17 protein-coding genes are annotated in these 17,191 nt (G+C 42.7%); 9 read left to right on the top strand and 8 right to left on the bottom strand.

All coding sequences use genetic code 11. The annotated features are described in order from the left end of the window. Positions 1-156: 156 nt before the first annotated feature. Complete coding sequence (locus tag BMX56_RS18070) at positions 157-984, bottom strand: N-acetylmuramoyl-L-alanine amidase family protein (RefSeq protein ID WP_090651081.1); 828 nt, start codon at positions 982-984, stop codon at positions 157-159. A 234-nt stretch (positions 985-1,218) separates the two neighbouring features. Between BMX56_RS18070 and BMX56_RS18075 the strand changes: the two genes are divergently transcribed. The 7 genes from BMX56_RS18075 (at position 1,219) to BMX56_RS18105 (ending at position 9,676) form a co-directional block, all read left to right on the top strand. Then, positions 1,219-2,046: an alpha/beta fold hydrolase gene (locus BMX56_RS18075; protein WP_090651082.1), complete on the top strand. Its 828-nt coding sequence runs from the start codon at positions 1,219-1,221 to the stop codon at positions 2,044-2,046. A gap of 128 nt (positions 2,047-2,174) precedes the next feature. Next, positions 2,175-2,639, top strand: coding sequence for a mobile mystery protein A (locus BMX56_RS18080; RefSeq protein ID WP_090651083.1), 465 nt, complete (start codon positions 2,175-2,177; stop codon positions 2,637-2,639). Continuing rightward, positions 2,630-3,226 carry a mobile mystery protein B gene (locus BMX56_RS18085; RefSeq protein ID WP_090651084.1) on the top strand — a complete coding sequence of 199 codons (597 nt, stop codon included), beginning with the start codon at positions 2,630-2,632 and terminating at the stop codon, positions 3,224-3,226. The genes BMX56_RS18080 and BMX56_RS18085 overlap by 10 nt, the downstream gene beginning before the upstream one ends. 221 nt (positions 3,227-3,447) lie before the next feature. Next, positions 3,448-4,527: an L-rhamnose/proton symporter RhaT gene (rhaT, locus tag BMX56_RS18090; RefSeq protein WP_090651085.1), complete on the top strand. Its 1,080-nt coding sequence runs from the start codon at positions 3,448-3,450 to the stop codon at positions 4,525-4,527. A gap of 167 nt (positions 4,528-4,694) precedes the next feature. Then, entirely contained in the window at positions 4,695-6,815 is a 2,121-nt protein-coding gene (locus BMX56_RS18095) for a bifunctional aldolase/short-chain dehydrogenase (protein WP_090651086.1), read from the top strand. Between the two features lie 193 nt (positions 6,816-7,008). Next, positions 7,009-8,283 (top strand): sugar isomerase, encoded by a 1,275-nt coding sequence (locus BMX56_RS18100; protein ID WP_090651087.1) that lies wholly within the window; start codon positions 7,009-7,011, stop codon positions 8,281-8,283. Position 8,284: 1 nt separating this feature from the next. Continuing rightward, the gene (locus BMX56_RS18105) at positions 8,285-9,676 is read left to right on the top strand and encodes an FGGY-family carbohydrate kinase (protein ID WP_090651088.1); all 1,392 of its coding nucleotides are present in this window, start codon (positions 8,285-8,287) and stop codon (positions 9,674-9,676) included. 258 nt (positions 9,677-9,934) lie between these two features. On the opposite strand, the gene BMX56_RS18110 is transcribed toward BMX56_RS18105, so the two are convergent. The 6 genes from BMX56_RS18110 to BMX56_RS18135 form a co-directional block, all read right to left on the bottom strand. Beyond that, complete coding sequence (locus tag BMX56_RS18110) at positions 9,935-10,789, bottom strand: alpha/beta hydrolase (RefSeq protein ID WP_090651089.1); 855 nt, start codon at positions 10,787-10,789, stop codon at positions 9,935-9,937. A gap of 96 nt (positions 10,790-10,885) precedes the next feature. After that, entirely contained in the window at positions 10,886-11,728 is an 843-nt protein-coding gene (locus tag BMX56_RS18115; protein WP_218152450.1) for a ThuA domain-containing protein, read from the bottom strand. 505 nt (positions 11,729-12,233) lie between these two features. Continuing rightward, complete coding sequence (locus BMX56_RS18120) at positions 12,234-12,452, bottom strand: hypothetical protein (protein ID WP_090651090.1); 219 nt, start codon at positions 12,450-12,452, stop codon at positions 12,234-12,236. Positions 12,453-12,558: 106 nt separating this feature from the next. Further along, positions 12,559-12,831, bottom strand: coding sequence for a YciI family protein (locus BMX56_RS18125; RefSeq protein ID WP_090651091.1), 273 nt, complete (start codon positions 12,829-12,831; stop codon positions 12,559-12,561). Between the two features lie 21 nt (positions 12,832-12,852). Next, a complete protein-coding gene (locus BMX56_RS18130) occupies positions 12,853-13,224 on the bottom strand; it encodes a VOC family protein (RefSeq protein WP_090651092.1) in 372 nt (123 codons plus the stop codon). Positions 13,225-13,273: 49 nt separating this feature from the next. After that, positions 13,274-13,864: a TetR/AcrR family transcriptional regulator gene (locus BMX56_RS18135; RefSeq protein ID WP_090651093.1), complete on the bottom strand. Its 591-nt coding sequence runs from the start codon at positions 13,862-13,864 to the stop codon at positions 13,274-13,276. Between the two features lie 94 nt (positions 13,865-13,958). On the opposite strand from BMX56_RS18135, the gene BMX56_RS18140 reads away from it, so the two are divergent. Further along, a complete protein-coding gene (locus BMX56_RS18140) occupies positions 13,959-14,291 on the top strand; it encodes a YnfA family protein (protein WP_090651094.1) in 333 nt (110 codons plus the stop codon). A 325-nt stretch (positions 14,292-14,616) separates the two neighbouring features. Here the strand turns inward: BMX56_RS18140 and BMX56_RS30225 are convergent, their stop codons facing one another. After that, positions 14,617-14,775 carry a hypothetical protein gene (locus BMX56_RS30225; protein WP_177183854.1) on the bottom strand — a complete coding sequence of 53 codons (159 nt, stop codon included), beginning with the start codon at positions 14,773-14,775 and terminating at the stop codon, positions 14,617-14,619. 160 nt (positions 14,776-14,935) lie between these two features. Between BMX56_RS30225 and BMX56_RS18145 the strand changes: the two genes are divergently transcribed. Further along, entirely contained in the window at positions 14,936-17,170 is a 2,235-nt protein-coding gene (locus BMX56_RS18145) for a tetratricopeptide repeat protein (RefSeq protein WP_090651095.1), read from the top strand. The last annotated feature ends 21 nt before the right edge of the window (positions 17,171-17,191 follow it).

Here is a 17,191-nt window from a genome sequence, read left to right on the forward strand (position 1 = left end):
TAGTTAATAAATTGATTGTCAACTATTTATAAACAAAAACCATGCCCTTTGCTCTCTTTTTATACACTTTTCTTATCCCGAACTCACGTTAAATAAATATTTTTCGCGATAATATAAGATTATAACCGGCGTTTAATTTGATTTTGTTCGACAAAGTTACCTTCCCTCCAAACTATCCCTGTACTCCTTAAGTGCCCTTAAAATCGATGTAGCGATTGTGAACTGTCCGTCTTTTGAGTTCAGGTATTCTTCGTCGGCCGGGTTATTGATAAAGCCTGTTTCAACCAGCACCGCCGGCATACCGCTTTGGGCCAGTACCAGTACACCCTGTTCTTTTACGCCAAAGGTATGGCGGCCATCCGCTTTTTTAATCTGGTGAATAATCATATCGCCAAAATGAATACTTTGCTTACGGTACTTTTGCTGAAAAGCGTTCAGCACAATGGTATTCACCACATTATCTTCGCCGTACCCATTATATTTGTTCTTGTAGTCATCTTCAATAAAAATGGAAGCGTTCTCGCGCAATGCCTCACGCTGTTCCTGGCTGCGGTGAAAACCATAAACCAATACCAGGGTACCGTGCTCTTTAGCTCTTTTTTGGGGCGATGAATTACAATGGATAGAAATAAACAGGTTACCGTGGTTGCTGTTGGCTATTTCGGTGCGTTTATGCAGTTCGATAAAGGTATCCGTACTACGGGTCATGAGGGTTTTAACACCGGGCATTTCGTTATTTACCAAATCGCGCAGTTTTTTGGCTATGCTAAGCGCTATATCTTTTTCTTTTGAAGTAGCGCCGTGCGCGCCTGGATCCTTACCGCCATGGCCGGCATCGATGATAACCGTTTTAAACTTGAAGTGATTTGTAACCGGCTTTGATGCGCCGCCTTCTTGTCCGTATAAACTTTTAACAGAAAGTAAACCGAAGAAAAAACAAGCAAATACAAGTATACGCGTACTTTTTAGGTAGATGGAAAACATGAAGAATTTTGTATATAGGTACTTTAAATATTTTAACTATAAATGCCATAATTAAGATATTGTTTGGCGTACTTAGTTTAAATGTATGTTTAATTAAATTCCGCAAAGGTAGTATTAGTTAACATTTTAACGTTATTTGGGTTCAAAAAATGCCAAAATCACAAAGCGACAAGGGATGCAATAGATATCATGTTTAATTTTTATATTTATGTTTTACTAATTACCATTTGATATATGCCATTTAAAAAATTGTTGTTTGCCTTGTTCGTTTTCATCTTTCTTGTACAAACCAGTTATAGCCAGGAAAAACAAATACCTTATGGCGACAATGCATTGGTGGGCAAATATTACAACATACGTGGCATTAAGCTGTACACCGAAACGTATGGCAGCGGCAAACCCTTGCTAATGATACATGGCAACGGCGATAAAATAAGCGCCTTCAAAAACAACATCCCATATTTTGCAAAAAAATATAAAGTTATAGCGGTAGATAGCCGGGCGCACGGAAAATCAACCGATGCAGCCGATTCACTGAGCTTTGAACAGATGGCCGATGATTTTGCCGCCCTGCTGGATGCAATGCATATCGATTCGGCTTACGTGGTTGGCTGGAGCGACGGGGGCATTAATGCGCTGGAACTGGCTATGCGCCATCCGGATAAAGTTATAAAACTGGCGTCGACAGGTGCAAACCTTTGGCCCGACTCAACCGGGTTAATACCCAGCTTGTGGAAAGATATGCAGAAAAACTACGCGGCACATAAAAATGAGGTTTGGAAAACTGCTAAAGAAAAAAACGACTGGAAAATATTCATGCTGGATTATAACCAACCGCACATCAAATTAACCGAACTACACAAAATCAAGTGCCCATCGCTTATTATAGGCGGCGACCACGACCTTATCCCCGTTGAGCATACGGTAATTATTTCTCAAAATATCCCTAAATCCTATTTATGGATTGTACCCAACTCCGGCCACCCAACGCTTGTTGAACATAAAGACGAGTTTAACAAACTGGTTGATGACTTTTTTGAGAAGCCGTTTAATAAACGATAAAAATCGATTTTAAAAATATCAGTCTCAAGACTGATAAATAATTTATTTTTTAAGGCTATAGTCTGAAATAATCTTGTTTATTTCAGACTATAGCCTTAACTTTGTTTGATAGTAAAGCGACAAAGCGTATGAAAAACAGAAAACAACAATTGATTATTGAACAAATGGATAAAAAACTTACCGTTTTTAAATCAGTTGAGAATGTTATTATACCGTCAAAAGGCTGGTTAAATGCTGTGCGGGTATCTCTTAAAATGACTTTACAACAATTAGGCAATCGTTTAAATATTACGGCACAAAGCGCAAATGACCTGGAAATGCGGGAAGCCCTGGGCACTATAAGTTTAAACCGCCTGCAGGAAGCTGCTAATGCTTTAGACATGAAATTTGTATATGGGATAATACCCAAGGATGGTTCTATCGAATTAATGATTGAAAAACGAGCTAAGGAGCTTGCCCAAAAGATTGTGTTGCGAACATCTAATTCAATGAAATTGGAAGACCAGGAAAATTCGGGAGAAAGGATAGAGAAAGCTATAAACGAGAAAGCAGAAGAAATCAAAGCAGAGTTGCCCAAATATTTATGGGAATAAATTTCGAATACGAGGATGGGCAAACTCCTTTGGACGAAGAGGAAAAAGAGGGTTTGCTCATTGCTACCATCACTACACGAGCAGAACTGGATGAGTTTGAACAATTGAACATTCAAAAAGCTGTAGAGTGGACCTTAATACGGAAATTCAAATCGGATAAAGTGTTAACGGAGGGGTTTATTAAAGAACTTCATTACCGTATGTTTGGTGACACCTGGTCATGGGCAGGTAAATTCAGAAACACAAATAAAAACCTGGGAGTGGATTACTTTAAAGTAGGCATAGAGCTTAGAAATCTATTAGATGACACAAGATTCTGGGTAGATAAAGCAATTTATCCACCAAACGAAATAGCAATCCGTTTTAAACATCGAATAGTTAGCATTCACTGTTTTGCAAACGGCAACGGCAGACATTCCAGATTATTAGGCGATATTATAATTGAACACCTTTTTAAGTTGCCGGTGTATTCATGGGGAAGTTCAAACCTAATAAAAGCAGACCAGAGCAGAAAATTTTACCTGACCGCTATAAGAGCCGCCGATAAAGGTGATATTGAACCGCTTATACGGTTTGCACGTTCTTAAGTCAATACCATTCTCCCAACTTCATTGAGGAAAGCATTAAAAAATTGATTTCGCGCCAAGATGCCAGGACGCTAAGATAAAACAAGCAAATCACTTTGCGTCTCTGCGTCTTTGCGCGAAAATCCTCTACATTGCCGCCCCGCCTAACTCATGACAGTCCATGACAGTTCCCGGATTACTATTGCCTACATTAGCTTTACCAATTTAAACCAGTTAAGAGTATGCAAATTATTTTTGGAGTCTTTTTCCATTTTATCGGCGGGTTCGCTTCGGGGAGTTTTTATATTCCCTACAAAAAAATTAAGGGCTGGGCCTGGGAAAGCTACTGGATAGTAGGTGGCATTTTTTCCTGGTTTATAGTTCCGCCGCTGGCTGCATGGCTAACCATACCTGGCTTTGCCAATATCATTAGCCATACCAGCACATCCGTTATCGGGTGGACTTACATAATGGGCTTACTATGGGGCATTGGAGGGCTCACCTATGGTTTAGGTGTACGATACCTTGGGGTATCACTGGGCAGTACTATTATATTGGGCCTTTGTTCGGTATTCGGCGCTTTAATACCATCGGTATATTATGACCTGGTTCCAAAAGAGGGTAAGGATACGTTTAGCATGATGTTGCATAACCAATGGGGGCAGTTTGTATTATTAGGCATATTGCTATGCGTTGCAGGTATAATTATATGCGGTAAAGCCGGCATGATGAAGGAGAAAGAGCTATCGTCCGATAAAACCATCGCCAACGAAAACAAAGACTACCGTTTTGGGCTGGGTATCCTGGTAGCTGTAGTATCGGGGGTGTTAAGCGCTTGCTTTAACTTTGGCATCGAAGCGGGTAAATCAATGGCCGATACCGCAAACCACCTTTGGCAGGCCGGGCATCCCGGGCAAGGTAACTTTCTGTACCAAAACAATGTAACGTACATTATTATATTATGGGGTGGTTTAACCACCAACTTTATCTGGTGCATGGTGCTAAACGCCCGCAACAAAACGTTTGGTAATTATACCGATAAAAAAACGCCGCTGCTTAAAAACTACCTTTTTGCTGCACTGGCCGGCACCACCTGGTTTTTACAGTTCTTTTTTTACGGTATGGGCGAAAGCAAAATGGGCAACGGAGCCAGTTCATGGATTTTACACATGGCCTTCATTATCCTGATAGCCAACACCTGGGGCCTGGTGCTAAAAGAATGGAAAGGCGTTAGCAAAAAAGCCTTTACTACGGTTATAGCCGGCATAGCGGTAATTATATTATCTGTGCTTGTGGTAGGCTACGGTAACTCGTTAAAATAATGACTGAATTAGTGAGTTAGTGAATTAGTGAGTTGAACGGCAACGCGGCTTTATCAATAATTGTTAAACAGTAAACATTCACTAACTCACTAATTCAATAAATCACTAACTCACTAATTCAATAAATCACTAACTCAATAATTCAACAATTCAATAATTAAATACATATGTCTGTCAAAACAACACAATTTAAGCACGTAAGCTACCTGTGGGATGATGCCAAAGCAGCCGGGCTCGCCGGCGACGAGGTAGCATTATTAATATACCGATCAAACTTATTAGGTGCCGATTTGCGGTTAACTAACTATGGCGGGGGCAACACTTCGTGCAAAGTAATCTCCAAAGACCCTTTAACCGGCAGTGATGTTGAAGTAATGTGGATTAAAGGATCAGGCGGCGACATTGGCACGTTGAAAAAAAGCGGTTTGGCGGCCCTATATATCGACCGGCTGCGCAGCCTTAAAAATGTTTACCGCGGTGTAGAACATGAGGACGAAATGGTTGAGTTGTTTAATCATTGTATTTACGATCTGGCATCAAAAGCTCCCTCTATTGACACTCCTTTACACGGCTTTTTACCTTTCAAACATATCGATCACCTGCACCCTGATGCAGCCATCGCTATCGCTGCAGCAAAAGATGGTAAAAAAATAACACAAGAGCTTTTTGGAGGTACCATAGGCTGGGTAGAGTGGAAAAAACCGGGCTTTGAGCTGGGCTTGCAATTGAAGCAATGTCTTGACGAAAACCCAGGCATCCGTGGCATTATGTTAGGTTCGCACGGTTTGTTTACCTGGGGCGATACGGCTTATGAAAGCTATGTGAACACATTAGAAGTAATTGAGCGTTGTGCCGAATACCAGGAAGAAAACTATGGCAAAAAAGCCCCTGTTTTTGGTGGTCAAAAAATTGAAAGCCTTGACGAAACCGGCCGTAAAAAACAGGCTGCCGCTATTGCCCCTATCCTGCGCGGTTTTTGCTCAAGCGAGCGCCATATGGTTGGGCATTTTACAGATGATGCCCGCGTGCTGGAGTTTATCAACTCCAATGATCTTGACCGTTTGGCGCCGTTAGGAACCAGTTGTCCTGATCACTTTTTGCGTACAAAGATTAGCCCGCTGGTATTGGATCTTACACCCGGCGAAGATTTGAGCGACGTTAAAGCTTTACAGGAACGCCTGACGCCGGCGTTTGAGGCCTACCGCCAAATGTATACCAATTATTATAATACCTGCAAGCACGACAACAGCCCGGCCATCAGGGATACCAACCCGGTAATTATCCTTTATCCGGGTGTTGGCTTATTCTCCTTTTCAAAAGATAAACAAACCGCCCGTGTTGCAGCAGAGTTTTATACCAACGCCATCAATGTAATGAAGGGTGCCGAGGCTATATCAGAATATACATCGCTGCCGCGCCAGGAAGCATTTGACATTGAATACTGGTTATTGGAAGAAGCCAAGCTACAACGCATGCCAAAACCAAAGGCTTTATCGGGCAAAATTGCCTTAATAACCGGCAGCGCCGGCGGCATAGGCAAAGCCATCGCCAAAAAGTTTGTTGATGAAGGTGCCGTTGTGATCCTGAACGACATGAATGCGGAACGTTTGGAAAGCGCAGGCGAAGAATTTAAAAAACTGTACGGCAAAGACTCGTATGCCACTGCTGTACTTGACGTTACCAACAGCGAACAAATTGACTCGGCTTTAGCAGTTGCTGCCCTGGCTTTTGGCGGGGTGGATATTGTGATTAACAACGCAGGTTTATCCATCTCCAAATCCATTGGCGATCATACCGAAAAAGATTGGGACTTGTTGTATGATGTTTTGGTAAAAGGCCAGTTCTTTATTACGCAGGCGGCCGTGGCCATCATGAAAAAGCAAGCTATCGGTGGCGATATCATCAATATTGTAAGCAAAAACGCCTTAGTTAGCGGACCGAACAACGCGGGCTATGGCTCTGCCAAGGCTGCGCAACTACACCTGAGCCGCTTAAACGCCGCCGAGTTAGGTGCCGATCACATCCGCGTAAACGTAGTTAACCCGGACGCGGTTATCAGCGATAGTAACATCTGGGCTGGCGGCTGGGCCGAGGGACGTGCAAAAGCTTACGGTATCACCGTAGCCGAACTGCCAGCCTACTACGCCAAACGCACTTTATTAAACGAGGTGATTTTACCAGCAGATATTGCCAACGCCTGCTTCGCCTTTACCGGCGGCCTGCTCAACAAATCAACCGGCAACGTGTTGAATGTTGATGGTGGGGTGGCAATGGCGTTTGTTCGTTAAGCAAATGGTTCATAGATCATGGTTCATGGTCTTTAGAGGACTATATCATTGCGAGCGATAGCGTGGCAACCTCGTCGCCAAATGCATTCCGGCCATGCAATCGGCACATGTATGGCTACGAGGTTGCTTCGTCGTTCCTCCTCGCAATGACATAGTTTAGTTTACAAGAGAAGAAAATTATAACCGATAAATAATGCAATTAGAGAAGAGCATAATCGAAGAAACTAACCATCAGCAACAAGCCGCGCACCAGCGTAAGTTTAATTTTGTTGCTGAAGATATAAAAGGGTTGGACACCATCCTGAAAAAATTAGGTGATTTTAATATCGCCATACCAAGTTGGGCTTTAGGTACCGGCGGCACACGTTTTGGTCGTTTCTCTGGCGGTGGCGAACCACGCAGCCTGGAAGAAAAAATTGAAGATGTGGGTTTAATTCATGCATTAAACCGCAGCAGTAATTCCATTTCGCTGCACATCCCATGGGATATCCCCAAAAATGCCGATGCTATAAAAGCGCACGCCGCACAATTGGGGCTGCATTTTGATGCCGTAAACTCCAACACCTTTCAGGACCAGGCAACACAGGAGTTGAGTTATAAATATGGCTCATTGCACCACGTGGATAAAGCTGTGCGCAAGCAGGCTATTGCCCACAATATCGAAGTTATAAAGTACGGTGTCGAGCTGGATTCAACAGCATTATCGGTTTGGTTATCCGACGGATCAAATTTCCCGGGGCAACTAAACATGCGTGGCGCTTTTGAGCGTACGCTGGAAAGCCTACAGGAAATTTACGAGGCCCTACCTGCCGATTGGAAAGTTTGGGTGGAATATAAACCTTACGAGCCGAATTTTTATTCGACAACTATTGGCGATTGGGGCCAATCCTACCTGCTGTCGTCCAAATTAGGCGATAAGGCACAAACCCTGGTCGATTTGGGGCACCATTTGGGCAGCACCAATATTGAGCAAATTGTTTCTTTATTGCTGATGGAAGGTAAGCTGGCCGGTTTCCACTTTAACGACTCTAAATATGGCGACGATGACCTTACCGTCGGCAGCATTAACCCGTACCAGTTGTTCCTGATATTTAATGAACTGGTAGAGGGTATGGATGCCCGCGGCATGAACCACGCGACCGCCATTGGCTGGATGATTGATGCATCGCATAACGTGAAAGACCCTATTGAGGATCTGATCCAATCGGTAGAGGCTATTAAAATTGCCTACGCACAGGCCTTATTAGTTGATGTAACTGCGCTAAAACAAGCCCAGCAAGATAATGATGTAGTTAAAGCGCAGGAAATATTGCAGCATGCTTACCGTACTGATGTACGATCGCTATTAGCCGAGGCACGTTTACACGCCGGCGGAGCATTGGATCCTCTTGCCCTGTACAGGACACAGGCGGTACGTAGCCAATTGATTAAAGAACGCGGAGCAAAAGCTGTATCAACCGGATTATAATATGGCGCAAATACCTGTTATAGCTGTTTTTGATGTGGGTAAAACCAACAAGAAGCTGTTCCTGTTCGATGAGAACTACAAGATAGTTTTTGAACGCACAGCCCGCTTCACCGAAACCCACGACGAAGATGGCGACCCATGCGAAAATCTCGATAGCCTGCGCCTATCAGTATTTGATTCGCTGCGCGAGATTTTCAAGCATAAAAAATTTGATTTGAAAGCGGTTAACTTCTCTACCTACGGCGCAAGCTTTGTTTATGTAGATGAAGATGGCACGCCGCTAACCCCATTGTATAATTACCTTAAACCATATCCGCCAGAGTTGAGCAGGCAGTTTTACCAAACCTATGACGATGAAGCCCGGTTTGCGCGTGAAACTGCCTCGCCGGTTTTGGGCAACCTCAACTCGGGTTTGCAATTGTACAGGCTTAAATACCAGCAGCCAGAGGTTTTTGAAAAACTTAAATACGCCCTGCACCTGCCCCAATACATGAGCTACCTGTTAAGCGGCCAAATGGTTTCCGATTTAACCAGCATAGGCTGCCATACTGCCCTTTGGGATTTTGCTGCAAATGACTACCACACATGGGTAAATAATGAGGCCATACTGCCTAAAATGGCCCCGCTAAAGCCTGCCGATAGTGTTTTACCATCGGTATTTCCGGGCACTACTTTTTGTGTGGGAGTTGGCCTGCATGATAGCTCGGCGGCGCTTATCCCCTACCTGGTAAGTTTTAACATGCCCTTTGTGCTCATATCAACCGGCACATGGTCTATTAGTTTAAACCCATTTAACCAAACACCCCTTACGGCTGATGAGCTAAAAAACGACTGCCTTAACTACCTGCAATACAAAGGCAGCCCGGTAAAAGCATCGCGCCTGTTTACAGGGTACGAATATGAACAACAGGTAAAACGAATAGCAGATCACTTTAACCGTGATGTTATTATTTACCGTACCATTAATTACGATGCGGCTATTGCCGCAAAGCTACACCTACGCAGCAGCGCGTTAAAGAGCAGCAAACAGGATGGTGAACTGCAAAAGTCGGTTTTTGAACAGCGGGATTTAAATGATTTTGCTGATGATATTGAAGCCTATTACCAATTGATGATAGATATTGTTAATCAGCAAAGCATATCAACTAACTACGTACTGCAAGACTGTAAAGTGCAAAGGATTTTTGTAGATGGCGGTTTTAGTAAAAACAGCGTATTCATGCACCTGCTGGCGCTGGCCTACCCCCAACTGGAGGTTTACGCCGCATCAATGGCCCAGGCTACGGCTGTTGGCACGGCTTTGGCTATCCATTCATGCTGGAATAGCAAAACACTGCCACATGATTTGATTGAATTAAAATATTATTCGGGGGTACAAAATGAAGTTGCTTAACACTCCATATGTCGTTGCTTACTTATAATGACGCAATTGTAAGCTATTGACTATCAATATCAAATATCCGTCATTGCGAGACACGAAGCAATCCCGAACAATGTGGGATTTAGCATGTAGGGGATTGCTTCGTGCCTCGCAATGACGGTAGTTTTGAATATTTGTTTAACTATATCCCTTGCACGTCATAACCATTTTTTTCAGGTTTTACCTGATAGTTCCTCGCAAAAACATATTTTCAAATCTCTTTCACCTATTTTAAATCCCTGTCACCAATTCAACAATATCCGCCACAACCCCGGCATCTTTAACAATCCTTTCGTGCCCAAGTCCCAAATATTCGTGCGTAACAATATCCGGGTTAAAGGTCAAAAACTCCTGCAGATAATCATATGGCGATACTTTATCTTCCTTATCAAAAGCCAGCCAGTGCTTTAGCGCCCCCGTTATGTGCTTGGTGTTGATATCAAAGTAAGAGGCATCCAGTTCAAAAAGTTCCCTGAAACTTTCAAAAAACTTTTCCTGCGCCGATACCGGTACTTCGGCGGCATTCATGGTGGCTTTAAAGTTTTCTTTTAGTTTAATTAACGGGGCAATGCTGATCTGTAAGGCCGGTTTAATATTAGTTTCGTTTATGGCTATAACGTTGGCCATGGCTCCCAACGAATGGCCTATCATAACATCCGGTGCGCCATATCGGCTGATAACCGCCTCGGCAGCTTTTGCAAATAATATCAGGTTGGATAGTTCCCCTTCCGAACTGCCATTGCCCGGCGCATCAAAGGCAATAATCTGGATATCGTCAATTGCTTTTAACCCGGCTATCACCTCATCAAAATCAATGGCCTTTGAACCCCAGCCATGGGTTATCAAAACCTTTTTACTACCGTTGCCCCAAATAAAACCATTAAAGTTTAATACCGATTTTGCAAAATGCGGATCATCAACCGGCAACGTAAACTTTTGGGCTTCATCTAACAATTGCTGTTGCTGTAACCTTGGCGACATTTTGGGCGAATAGCAGATGAGCTGCCAAAGCATATCGGTTAAATTAACATCTTCTTTATTTTCTAAAGCGAGGATGTGGCGGTGCAATAGTTTTAGTTTTTTCATGAAGTGGGTAGCATGTTCAGAAAGCGAATGTAATAAAAGTGCTGCTGTGATCAGCGTCCTGAAAAGGTTAAACTTCCTCTTTAGGAGACCGAGAAGCTACTTCCCTCGACCCAGCCACAACAAACTATTAATAAGCAACTGGTTTTGTGTATCGTTATCAAATGTGTAAGATAAGGTTCGGTCGGTGCCCCCGTCATAGTCCATATCATTATGGCCCATATTGAAGTAAACCATGCGGTATTTTTTGTTTGTCCATACAACAGGATAATAGCCGCTGTGCCAAATCTCATATGGTTTAGGGCCGTTACCCAGCGGGAAACTGGTTGAATCCACGGATAATAAAATATCGATATCCGGATTTTTACGCAAATCATGCTCCCAGCGATACCACTCGTTGGGTTGTGTTTTAAAAGTTACCGGTATGCCTTTGGTTACCGGGTGTTTGGTATCCTCAACCCTTAAAATAGCGGGTGTAGGGTGCCATGTATTGCTTGCATACTGCCCAGATCCCAGGAACTCATTGTGATACCAGTTCCAGTTTTGAGGATAATCTGATGGTGTAAGCGCAAAGGCCGAGAAATGAAACCCCATCCAGCCGCCGCCGTTTTTCATATATTGTTCAAACGCAGCACGTTGGGCAGGATCATCCGGCCGGGTATCTAAAAACAGCACTACCTGGTATTTGGCCAGGAAAGCGGCGTTCATATTACTCCAATTGTTGGTAGAGTCGTAAGTGAAATTGTATTTTTTACCCATTTTGGGGAAACGTTTATTGGCCTCGTGCATAAAACTGATGTGTGCCTTATCGTTACGGCCGGTATAAAAAGCTATTACTTTAAAAGGCTTGTTCTTTTGCGCGTGTGCCGCATAAAAACCAAGGCAAAATATACAAAGCACAGTTGCCTGTACAGCAAGTTTCGACATACTGCGGATAGTCATGGTTGATGTGTTGGTTTACTACCATAAAACTAATCATTTTATTTAAAATGAACAGACGCCTGCATACTAAGATTTAAAGTAGCCATGCATCAAACCGGTGAAATCTGGTACAATCGCTAAAATATAAAACAAAAAAACAGCCGCTGCATTACTGCTGGCGGCTGCCCCTAAGCTATTGTCCCTGATTACATAACTTATTGTTCAAAAGTATCCTATCTGTATGTTAAAACAATCAGGAATATTACGGATTTACCATGCGGGTTTTACGGTTTTATAACCGGGGAATTTACGTGCAAACACGAATACACCAAATAAAAATGCCTGGCTTTCCGCGCAACCAGGCATGGGATATTAAATATAGGTTTACAGGTTAGTATCTTAGTTACAAGATACAACTTTTTCAATAAAAATCAATTATCATAAGTAAAAGGAAAATATATTTTTAATTATAGTTAATTAATCATCTCCAAATTACCAAAAAAGGGTTATTAAAGCACAATATTAACTATAAACCAAAATAATCGTCGATACGTTTGCCTATTATTTGCAGGGGAATTTTATGATTGCCAAAGCGATGCTCAACCACCTCCCAGCAATCGGCGCCAACCTTAGTTATGGTATGAAATGAAGAGTGGTTAAAGACGCTAAAAACTGTGGTTTTTCCTATAGCTGACTGTATAACCTTATAGGTTCTTTGATCAACTTTTAATTCAAATGACTCCATTGTATAGTTTACCAAAACTATCACCGGCAGCGTTCATATGCAAGTGTAATTACCCCGTGTTTTAACCCATAGCACAATAGGTGTTTTAACGGGGTGCCAGGATAGATTAAAAAGGCATGGCCCGCACCAGCTTTAAAATATTTTGCTTTACCGCCGGGTCATTATCAATAATTTGCTCTAATTCCATGTCAGATGCTACATGTACAATCACAAAATTACGCGCCTGGTTCCAAAAGTTGCCGCTGAGCAAAACTTTCCCGGCGTTTTTAAGGCGCTGATAATAAATAATGCGCTCGGCCATGCAGGTATCATTAACCTGGTTTTCTTCAAAAAACAACATTACATGGTGTGGGTTCTTATAGGCTGATGCTGGTGTCATAAATGATGAATCGCTTTTTTATTAAATATTATTACAGGCCACCTCGGTAAGTATATTGCCAGGGGCATTAAAATAAAACCCATAGCCGCCGCGCATACTGGCCGGGGCCTGCCCTACTTCAAACCCATCTTTCGAAAGCCGGTTATGTATCGCTGTCACCTTTTCCCGGCTATCTACAAAAAAACCAATATGAAATGCATCCGGAAATACAGAATTGCCGCCGCGGTTAAAACTATTGGCCATTAATACCAGCGTAAATCCATCGGTTCCCTGCAATATGGCAATCTGGTTGTCTCCCTTTTTGCTGGTACATTCAAAATCAAAATATTGCTCAAAAAAAGCGCAGCTGGCGGCAACATCGGTAACAGGCAGGTTGATATGGTTAAGTTTCATAGGTATTTAGCTTCTTTTTTTGAATATTCTTTTTTAACAAATCAATTTTTTAGGGCTTAAGCGCTTTTAAAACCAATTGAAGCGTTTGCAACATCAACTCGTCGCTGAGTTTAAAAGTGCTGTTTACATAGGTACGCCCCTGGAAATGGAATTTTATCAGTTGATATAAAGGTGCAAAAGCAATTGACCAGTACACCTCAAACGGCAGCGAAACAAGCTGTTTCTTTTTGATAGCATTTTGCATAAACGGTCCCAACACCGATCCGAAGTTTTTTGTGATGGTTTTAGTTGCCTCTTCATAATACTGGGTATAACGCATAATTTCGATAAACTCCATCTCGAGAGGGAAGTTTATAAAATATGCCATACGGTTGCGCCATTGTATTTGTAACCCTTCGGCAAAATCCATTTCCGGGCTAAAATCTTTAAAGCTGTAATCCATCATTTTGCCGGCAACTTCTATACCCAATTGAACTATTAAATCGTCTTTATCTTTATAATAAATGTAAATGGTAGCCGGCGACACACCCGCAGCCTTAGCAAGTTTATTTACACCAAAACCGTCAACACCATGTTCAACTATCATTTCTATAGCTTTTTGGCGTATCAATAACTCCTTGTTTTCATCGCGCGGTCTCATACAACAAATATAAGTGAGCGTTCGCTTATTTAAAAATATATTTTTCTTTTTTCCAAATATCAAAATCCCTATTCAAAAACTATTATTTTGCACTATGAACATCCTGCGTTCCCTTGTAGTTTTCGTACTTGCCGGTTTATGCGAAATTGGCGGCGGCTATCTAATCTGGCAATGGTTAAAACAAGATAAACCACTTTGGTATGGTATTCTGGGCGGCATTATACTGGCGGGCTACGGTATAGTGGCAACATGGCAATCGGCTGGCTTCGGCCGGGTTTATGCTGCCTATGGTGGTATTTTTATACTAATGGCGCTGATATGGGCCTGGCGGGTTGATGGGTTTAAGCCCGACAAGTATGACATAATTGGCGCCATGATAGCTTTAGCAGGCGCCTGTATTATAATTTTCACACCACGCGCTAAATAAATACCGGCAACACCTTTCAAAACACCGGCAGCATACTTTAAGCTGATGAAATTAATGGCATACGGTACTTGTTGGCCGTCAAAAAAATATTTCATACAAAATGCAACCAACAGGCAAACAAACCTTGGTTTGATTTGTACTACAGTTAAATTTTAATTTTTATTTAAATCATAAAGAAATAATCACTACCTTAGTATTATCATACTAAATGTTAATAATTATGGAAAAATTAATAATATTGAGAATGTTTTTTTGCTTCCCGTTATTCGGGTTGCTATTGCCGGACGCGGGCATTTTACTGACAAAAAACACTGGCAGCATACCTTTAAGCCACATTGGTATCGAAATCGGGCTCATTTTTTGCATCCTGATTTGTACTGCTATAATCAGTTATGGTAAAAAAAGGGGCCAAATATTGGAAGAGTAATACAAAATAAGCCTCTTTGTCCTTAAAAACTACCGGCATCAATTTGGTACGGTCCACGCTGCACAGCTATAAATGGGGCTATTATGCCCCAAATTTCCTCCCCACTTTATTTCCGTGGGTATTTTAGCATGAATTTTAATGAATTGCCTTTCGGTATGGCCTTTGCTCTACCGATATCGGTATTTTTGTCGATATTTGATTAGCAGCCATTTCTTAAATGAAAAAAGTCCTATTCCTCTTACTTTTACCCATTACTGCATTTGCCCAAACGGCCGGTACCTATATTCAAAACGGAAACGCCAGGGCTAATGAAAAAGATTATAAAGGAGCTGTTCAGAATTTCACCCGTGCCATCGAACTAAACGATAAAAGCAGCGATGCCTATTTTTATCGCGCAAATGCAAACGGCAACCTCCGTGATTTTAAATCGGCCATTGCCGATTACGCCAAAACCGTTGAATTGAAGCCGGATTTTACAACCGCTTATTTTTATAAAGCCAACGCCGAAAGTAATATACAAGACTACCAGGCTGCCATCGACGATTTTAACAAGGCAATTGCATTAGGACCAAAAACAGCCGAAATGTTCCTCTATCGCGGCAACGCAAAATCCAATCTGAAGGACTATGCCGGCGCCATTGCCGATTTTACAATAGCGTTACAGCTGTCGCCCGATAAGGCCGAAATTTACGAATACCGCGGCCTTGCTAAAAACAACAAAGGAAACTATGCTGCTGCCATTGACGATTATGATATCGCTATTAAATTAAATCCTAAAAAAAGCGCCGTTTATGGGTACCGGGCTGGCGCAAAAGCCAGCATAGGCGATCAAAGCGGGGCCGTGACCGATTATACAACGGCCATCAGCATGAACCCTCAAAACGCCGAGGCCTACTTATATCGCGCAAACGCCAAAGCCAATTTGCAGGATTTTAAAGGGGCTATTGAAGATTATAAAATGGCCGCATCTATAAACCCCGAGCTCAAAAACGTTTTTCTTTACCTGGCCAATGCCCAAAGCAAAATGGGCGATAACAAAGGTGCACTTGATTATTTTAATAAATCAATTGAACAACACCCCAGGTTTGGGCTGCTATACCTTTACCGCGGTATTGTTGAAAGCAACACGAAAAATTATGCCGCTGCTATGGATGACTTTGACAAGTCGATTTTGCTGGGTAACAAGACCGCCGAAACCTACCAAAGCCGTTCATACGCAAAGCTATCTGCAGGTGATGCTTCGGGAGCTAAGCTGGATGCCGATACCGCGATAGCTATTGACCCTAAAAATATTAATGGCTACATAAGCCGCAGCAAAGCAAAACTGGCCATGAAGGATACAACCGGCGTAATGGCCGACCTGGCCTTGGCAATAACAATTAACGGCAAAAGCGACGAAGCCTACCTGGTGCGCGGCGATACCCACCGCGATCTTGGCGATATGACAGCCGCCATAAATGATTATACAAAAGCCATACAGGTAAACCCCAATTACACCTACGCCTATTTAAACCGCGCTATTGAAAAGGATAAAATGAATGATAAAAATGGCGCGGTAAAAGATTTTGAAAAACTAATAAACATAGCGCCTAAAAAAGAAGAAGCTTACGTGCGCCTGGGCAAGGTGACCGATTTTTATAAATATACAACTAACGGCCTACAACTATTTACAGCAGCCATTGCCTTAAACCCTGCCAACTCAAATTTTTACCTGCACCGTGGCGAGGCCAAAGCAGCTGCGGGCGATATTGCCGGCGCCATGGCCGATTATGATACCGGCCTGGCCAAAGATCCAAAAAACACAGCCATATTGCTTAAACGCGGGTTGGTTAAGGCCGGTAAGGAGGATTATACGGGCGCCATGGCCGATTTTAACACGTCGTTAAAAATCGATTCTACATCTGATGCTGCCGCGTTACCCTATCAAAACCGGGGTTATGTAGAAACCAAACAGGGCAACTATAAAGCGGCGATGAAAGATCTTGATAAGGCGGTTTCTATATTCTCAAACGAAGAAACATTTTTATTCAGGGGCGATTTAAAACTCATTTTAAAAGATTATACCGGCGCCGCCGATGATTATCATAACGCGGTTTATATTAACCCTGCTTATGTAAAGGCACTGGCACATAGCGGTATTGCCAAAAGTTACCTGGGCGATGCACAGGGTGTTACTGACGATTTTACCGCGGCCTTAAAAGCCGACCCAAACAACGCAGATACCTATACCGACCGTGCCGCAGCCAAAGTAAATTTAAAGGATGCCACCGGTGCCCTTGCTGATTGTAACCAGGCCATACGGCTTAACCCTAAACATGCCCGCGCCTACCTGCAACGTGGCCTGGCCAAAATAGCCCTTAACGACAAGGCGGGTGCCTGCGCCGACATGAACAAAGCCGCCGAATTTGGATCGAAAGACGCGCCCGCTATTATAGCTAAATATTGCAAATAGTTGATAGTTCATGGCAAAAGT

This window comes from Mucilaginibacter sp. OK283 (assembly GCF_900110415.1).
Taxonomy (GTDB): domain Bacteria; phylum Bacteroidota; class Bacteroidia; order Sphingobacteriales; family Sphingobacteriaceae; genus Mucilaginibacter.

Excerpts from the sequence above, each read along its gene's own strand:
- BMX56_RS18070 (WP_090651081.1), bottom strand. The coding sequence starts at position 984 with ATGTTTTCCATCTACCTAAAAAGTACGCGTATACTTGTATTTGCTTGT.
- BMX56_RS18120 (WP_090651090.1), bottom strand. The coding sequence starts at position 12,452 with ATGGAGTCATTTGAATTAAAAGTTGATCAAAGAACCTATAAGGTTATA.
- BMX56_RS18105 (WP_090651088.1), top strand. The coding sequence starts at position 8,285 with ATGGCGCAAATACCTGTTATAGCTGTTTTTGATGTGGGTAAAACCAAC.
- BMX56_RS18135 (WP_090651093.1), bottom strand. The coding sequence starts at position 13,864 with ATGAGACCGCGCGATGAAAACAAGGAGTTATTGATACGCCAAAAAGCT.
- BMX56_RS18115 (WP_218152450.1), bottom strand. The coding sequence starts at position 11,728 with ATGACTATCCGCAGTATGTCGAAACTTGCTGTACAGGCAACTGTGCTT.
- rhaT (WP_090651085.1), top strand. The coding sequence starts at position 3,448 with ATGCAAATTATTTTTGGAGTCTTTTTCCATTTTATCGGCGGGTTCGCT.
- BMX56_RS18075 (WP_090651082.1), top strand. The coding sequence starts at position 1,219 with ATGCCATTTAAAAAATTGTTGTTTGCCTTGTTCGTTTTCATCTTTCTT.
- BMX56_RS18140 (WP_090651094.1), top strand. The coding sequence starts at position 13,959 with ATGAACATCCTGCGTTCCCTTGTAGTTTTCGTACTTGCCGGTTTATGC.
- BMX56_RS18080 (WP_090651083.1), top strand. The coding sequence starts at position 2,175 with ATGAAAAACAGAAAACAACAATTGATTATTGAACAAATGGATAAAAAA.
- BMX56_RS18085 (WP_090651084.1), top strand. The coding sequence starts at position 2,630 with ATGGGAATAAATTTCGAATACGAGGATGGGCAAACTCCTTTGGACGAA.
- BMX56_RS18095 (WP_090651086.1), top strand. The coding sequence starts at position 4,695 with ATGTCTGTCAAAACAACACAATTTAAGCACGTAAGCTACCTGTGGGAT.
- BMX56_RS18110 (WP_090651089.1), bottom strand. The coding sequence starts at position 10,789 with ATGAAAAAACTAAAACTATTGCACCGCCACATCCTCGCTTTAGAAAAT.
- BMX56_RS18125 (WP_090651091.1), bottom strand. The coding sequence starts at position 12,831 with ATGACACCAGCATCAGCCTATAAGAACCCACACCATGTAATGTTGTTT.
- BMX56_RS18145 (WP_090651095.1), top strand. The coding sequence starts at position 14,936 with ATGAAAAAAGTCCTATTCCTCTTACTTTTACCCATTACTGCATTTGCC.
- BMX56_RS18130 (WP_090651092.1), bottom strand. The coding sequence starts at position 13,224 with ATGAAACTTAACCATATCAACCTGCCTGTTACCGATGTTGCCGCCAGC.
- BMX56_RS18100 (WP_090651087.1), top strand. The coding sequence starts at position 7,009 with ATGCAATTAGAGAAGAGCATAATCGAAGAAACTAACCATCAGCAACAA.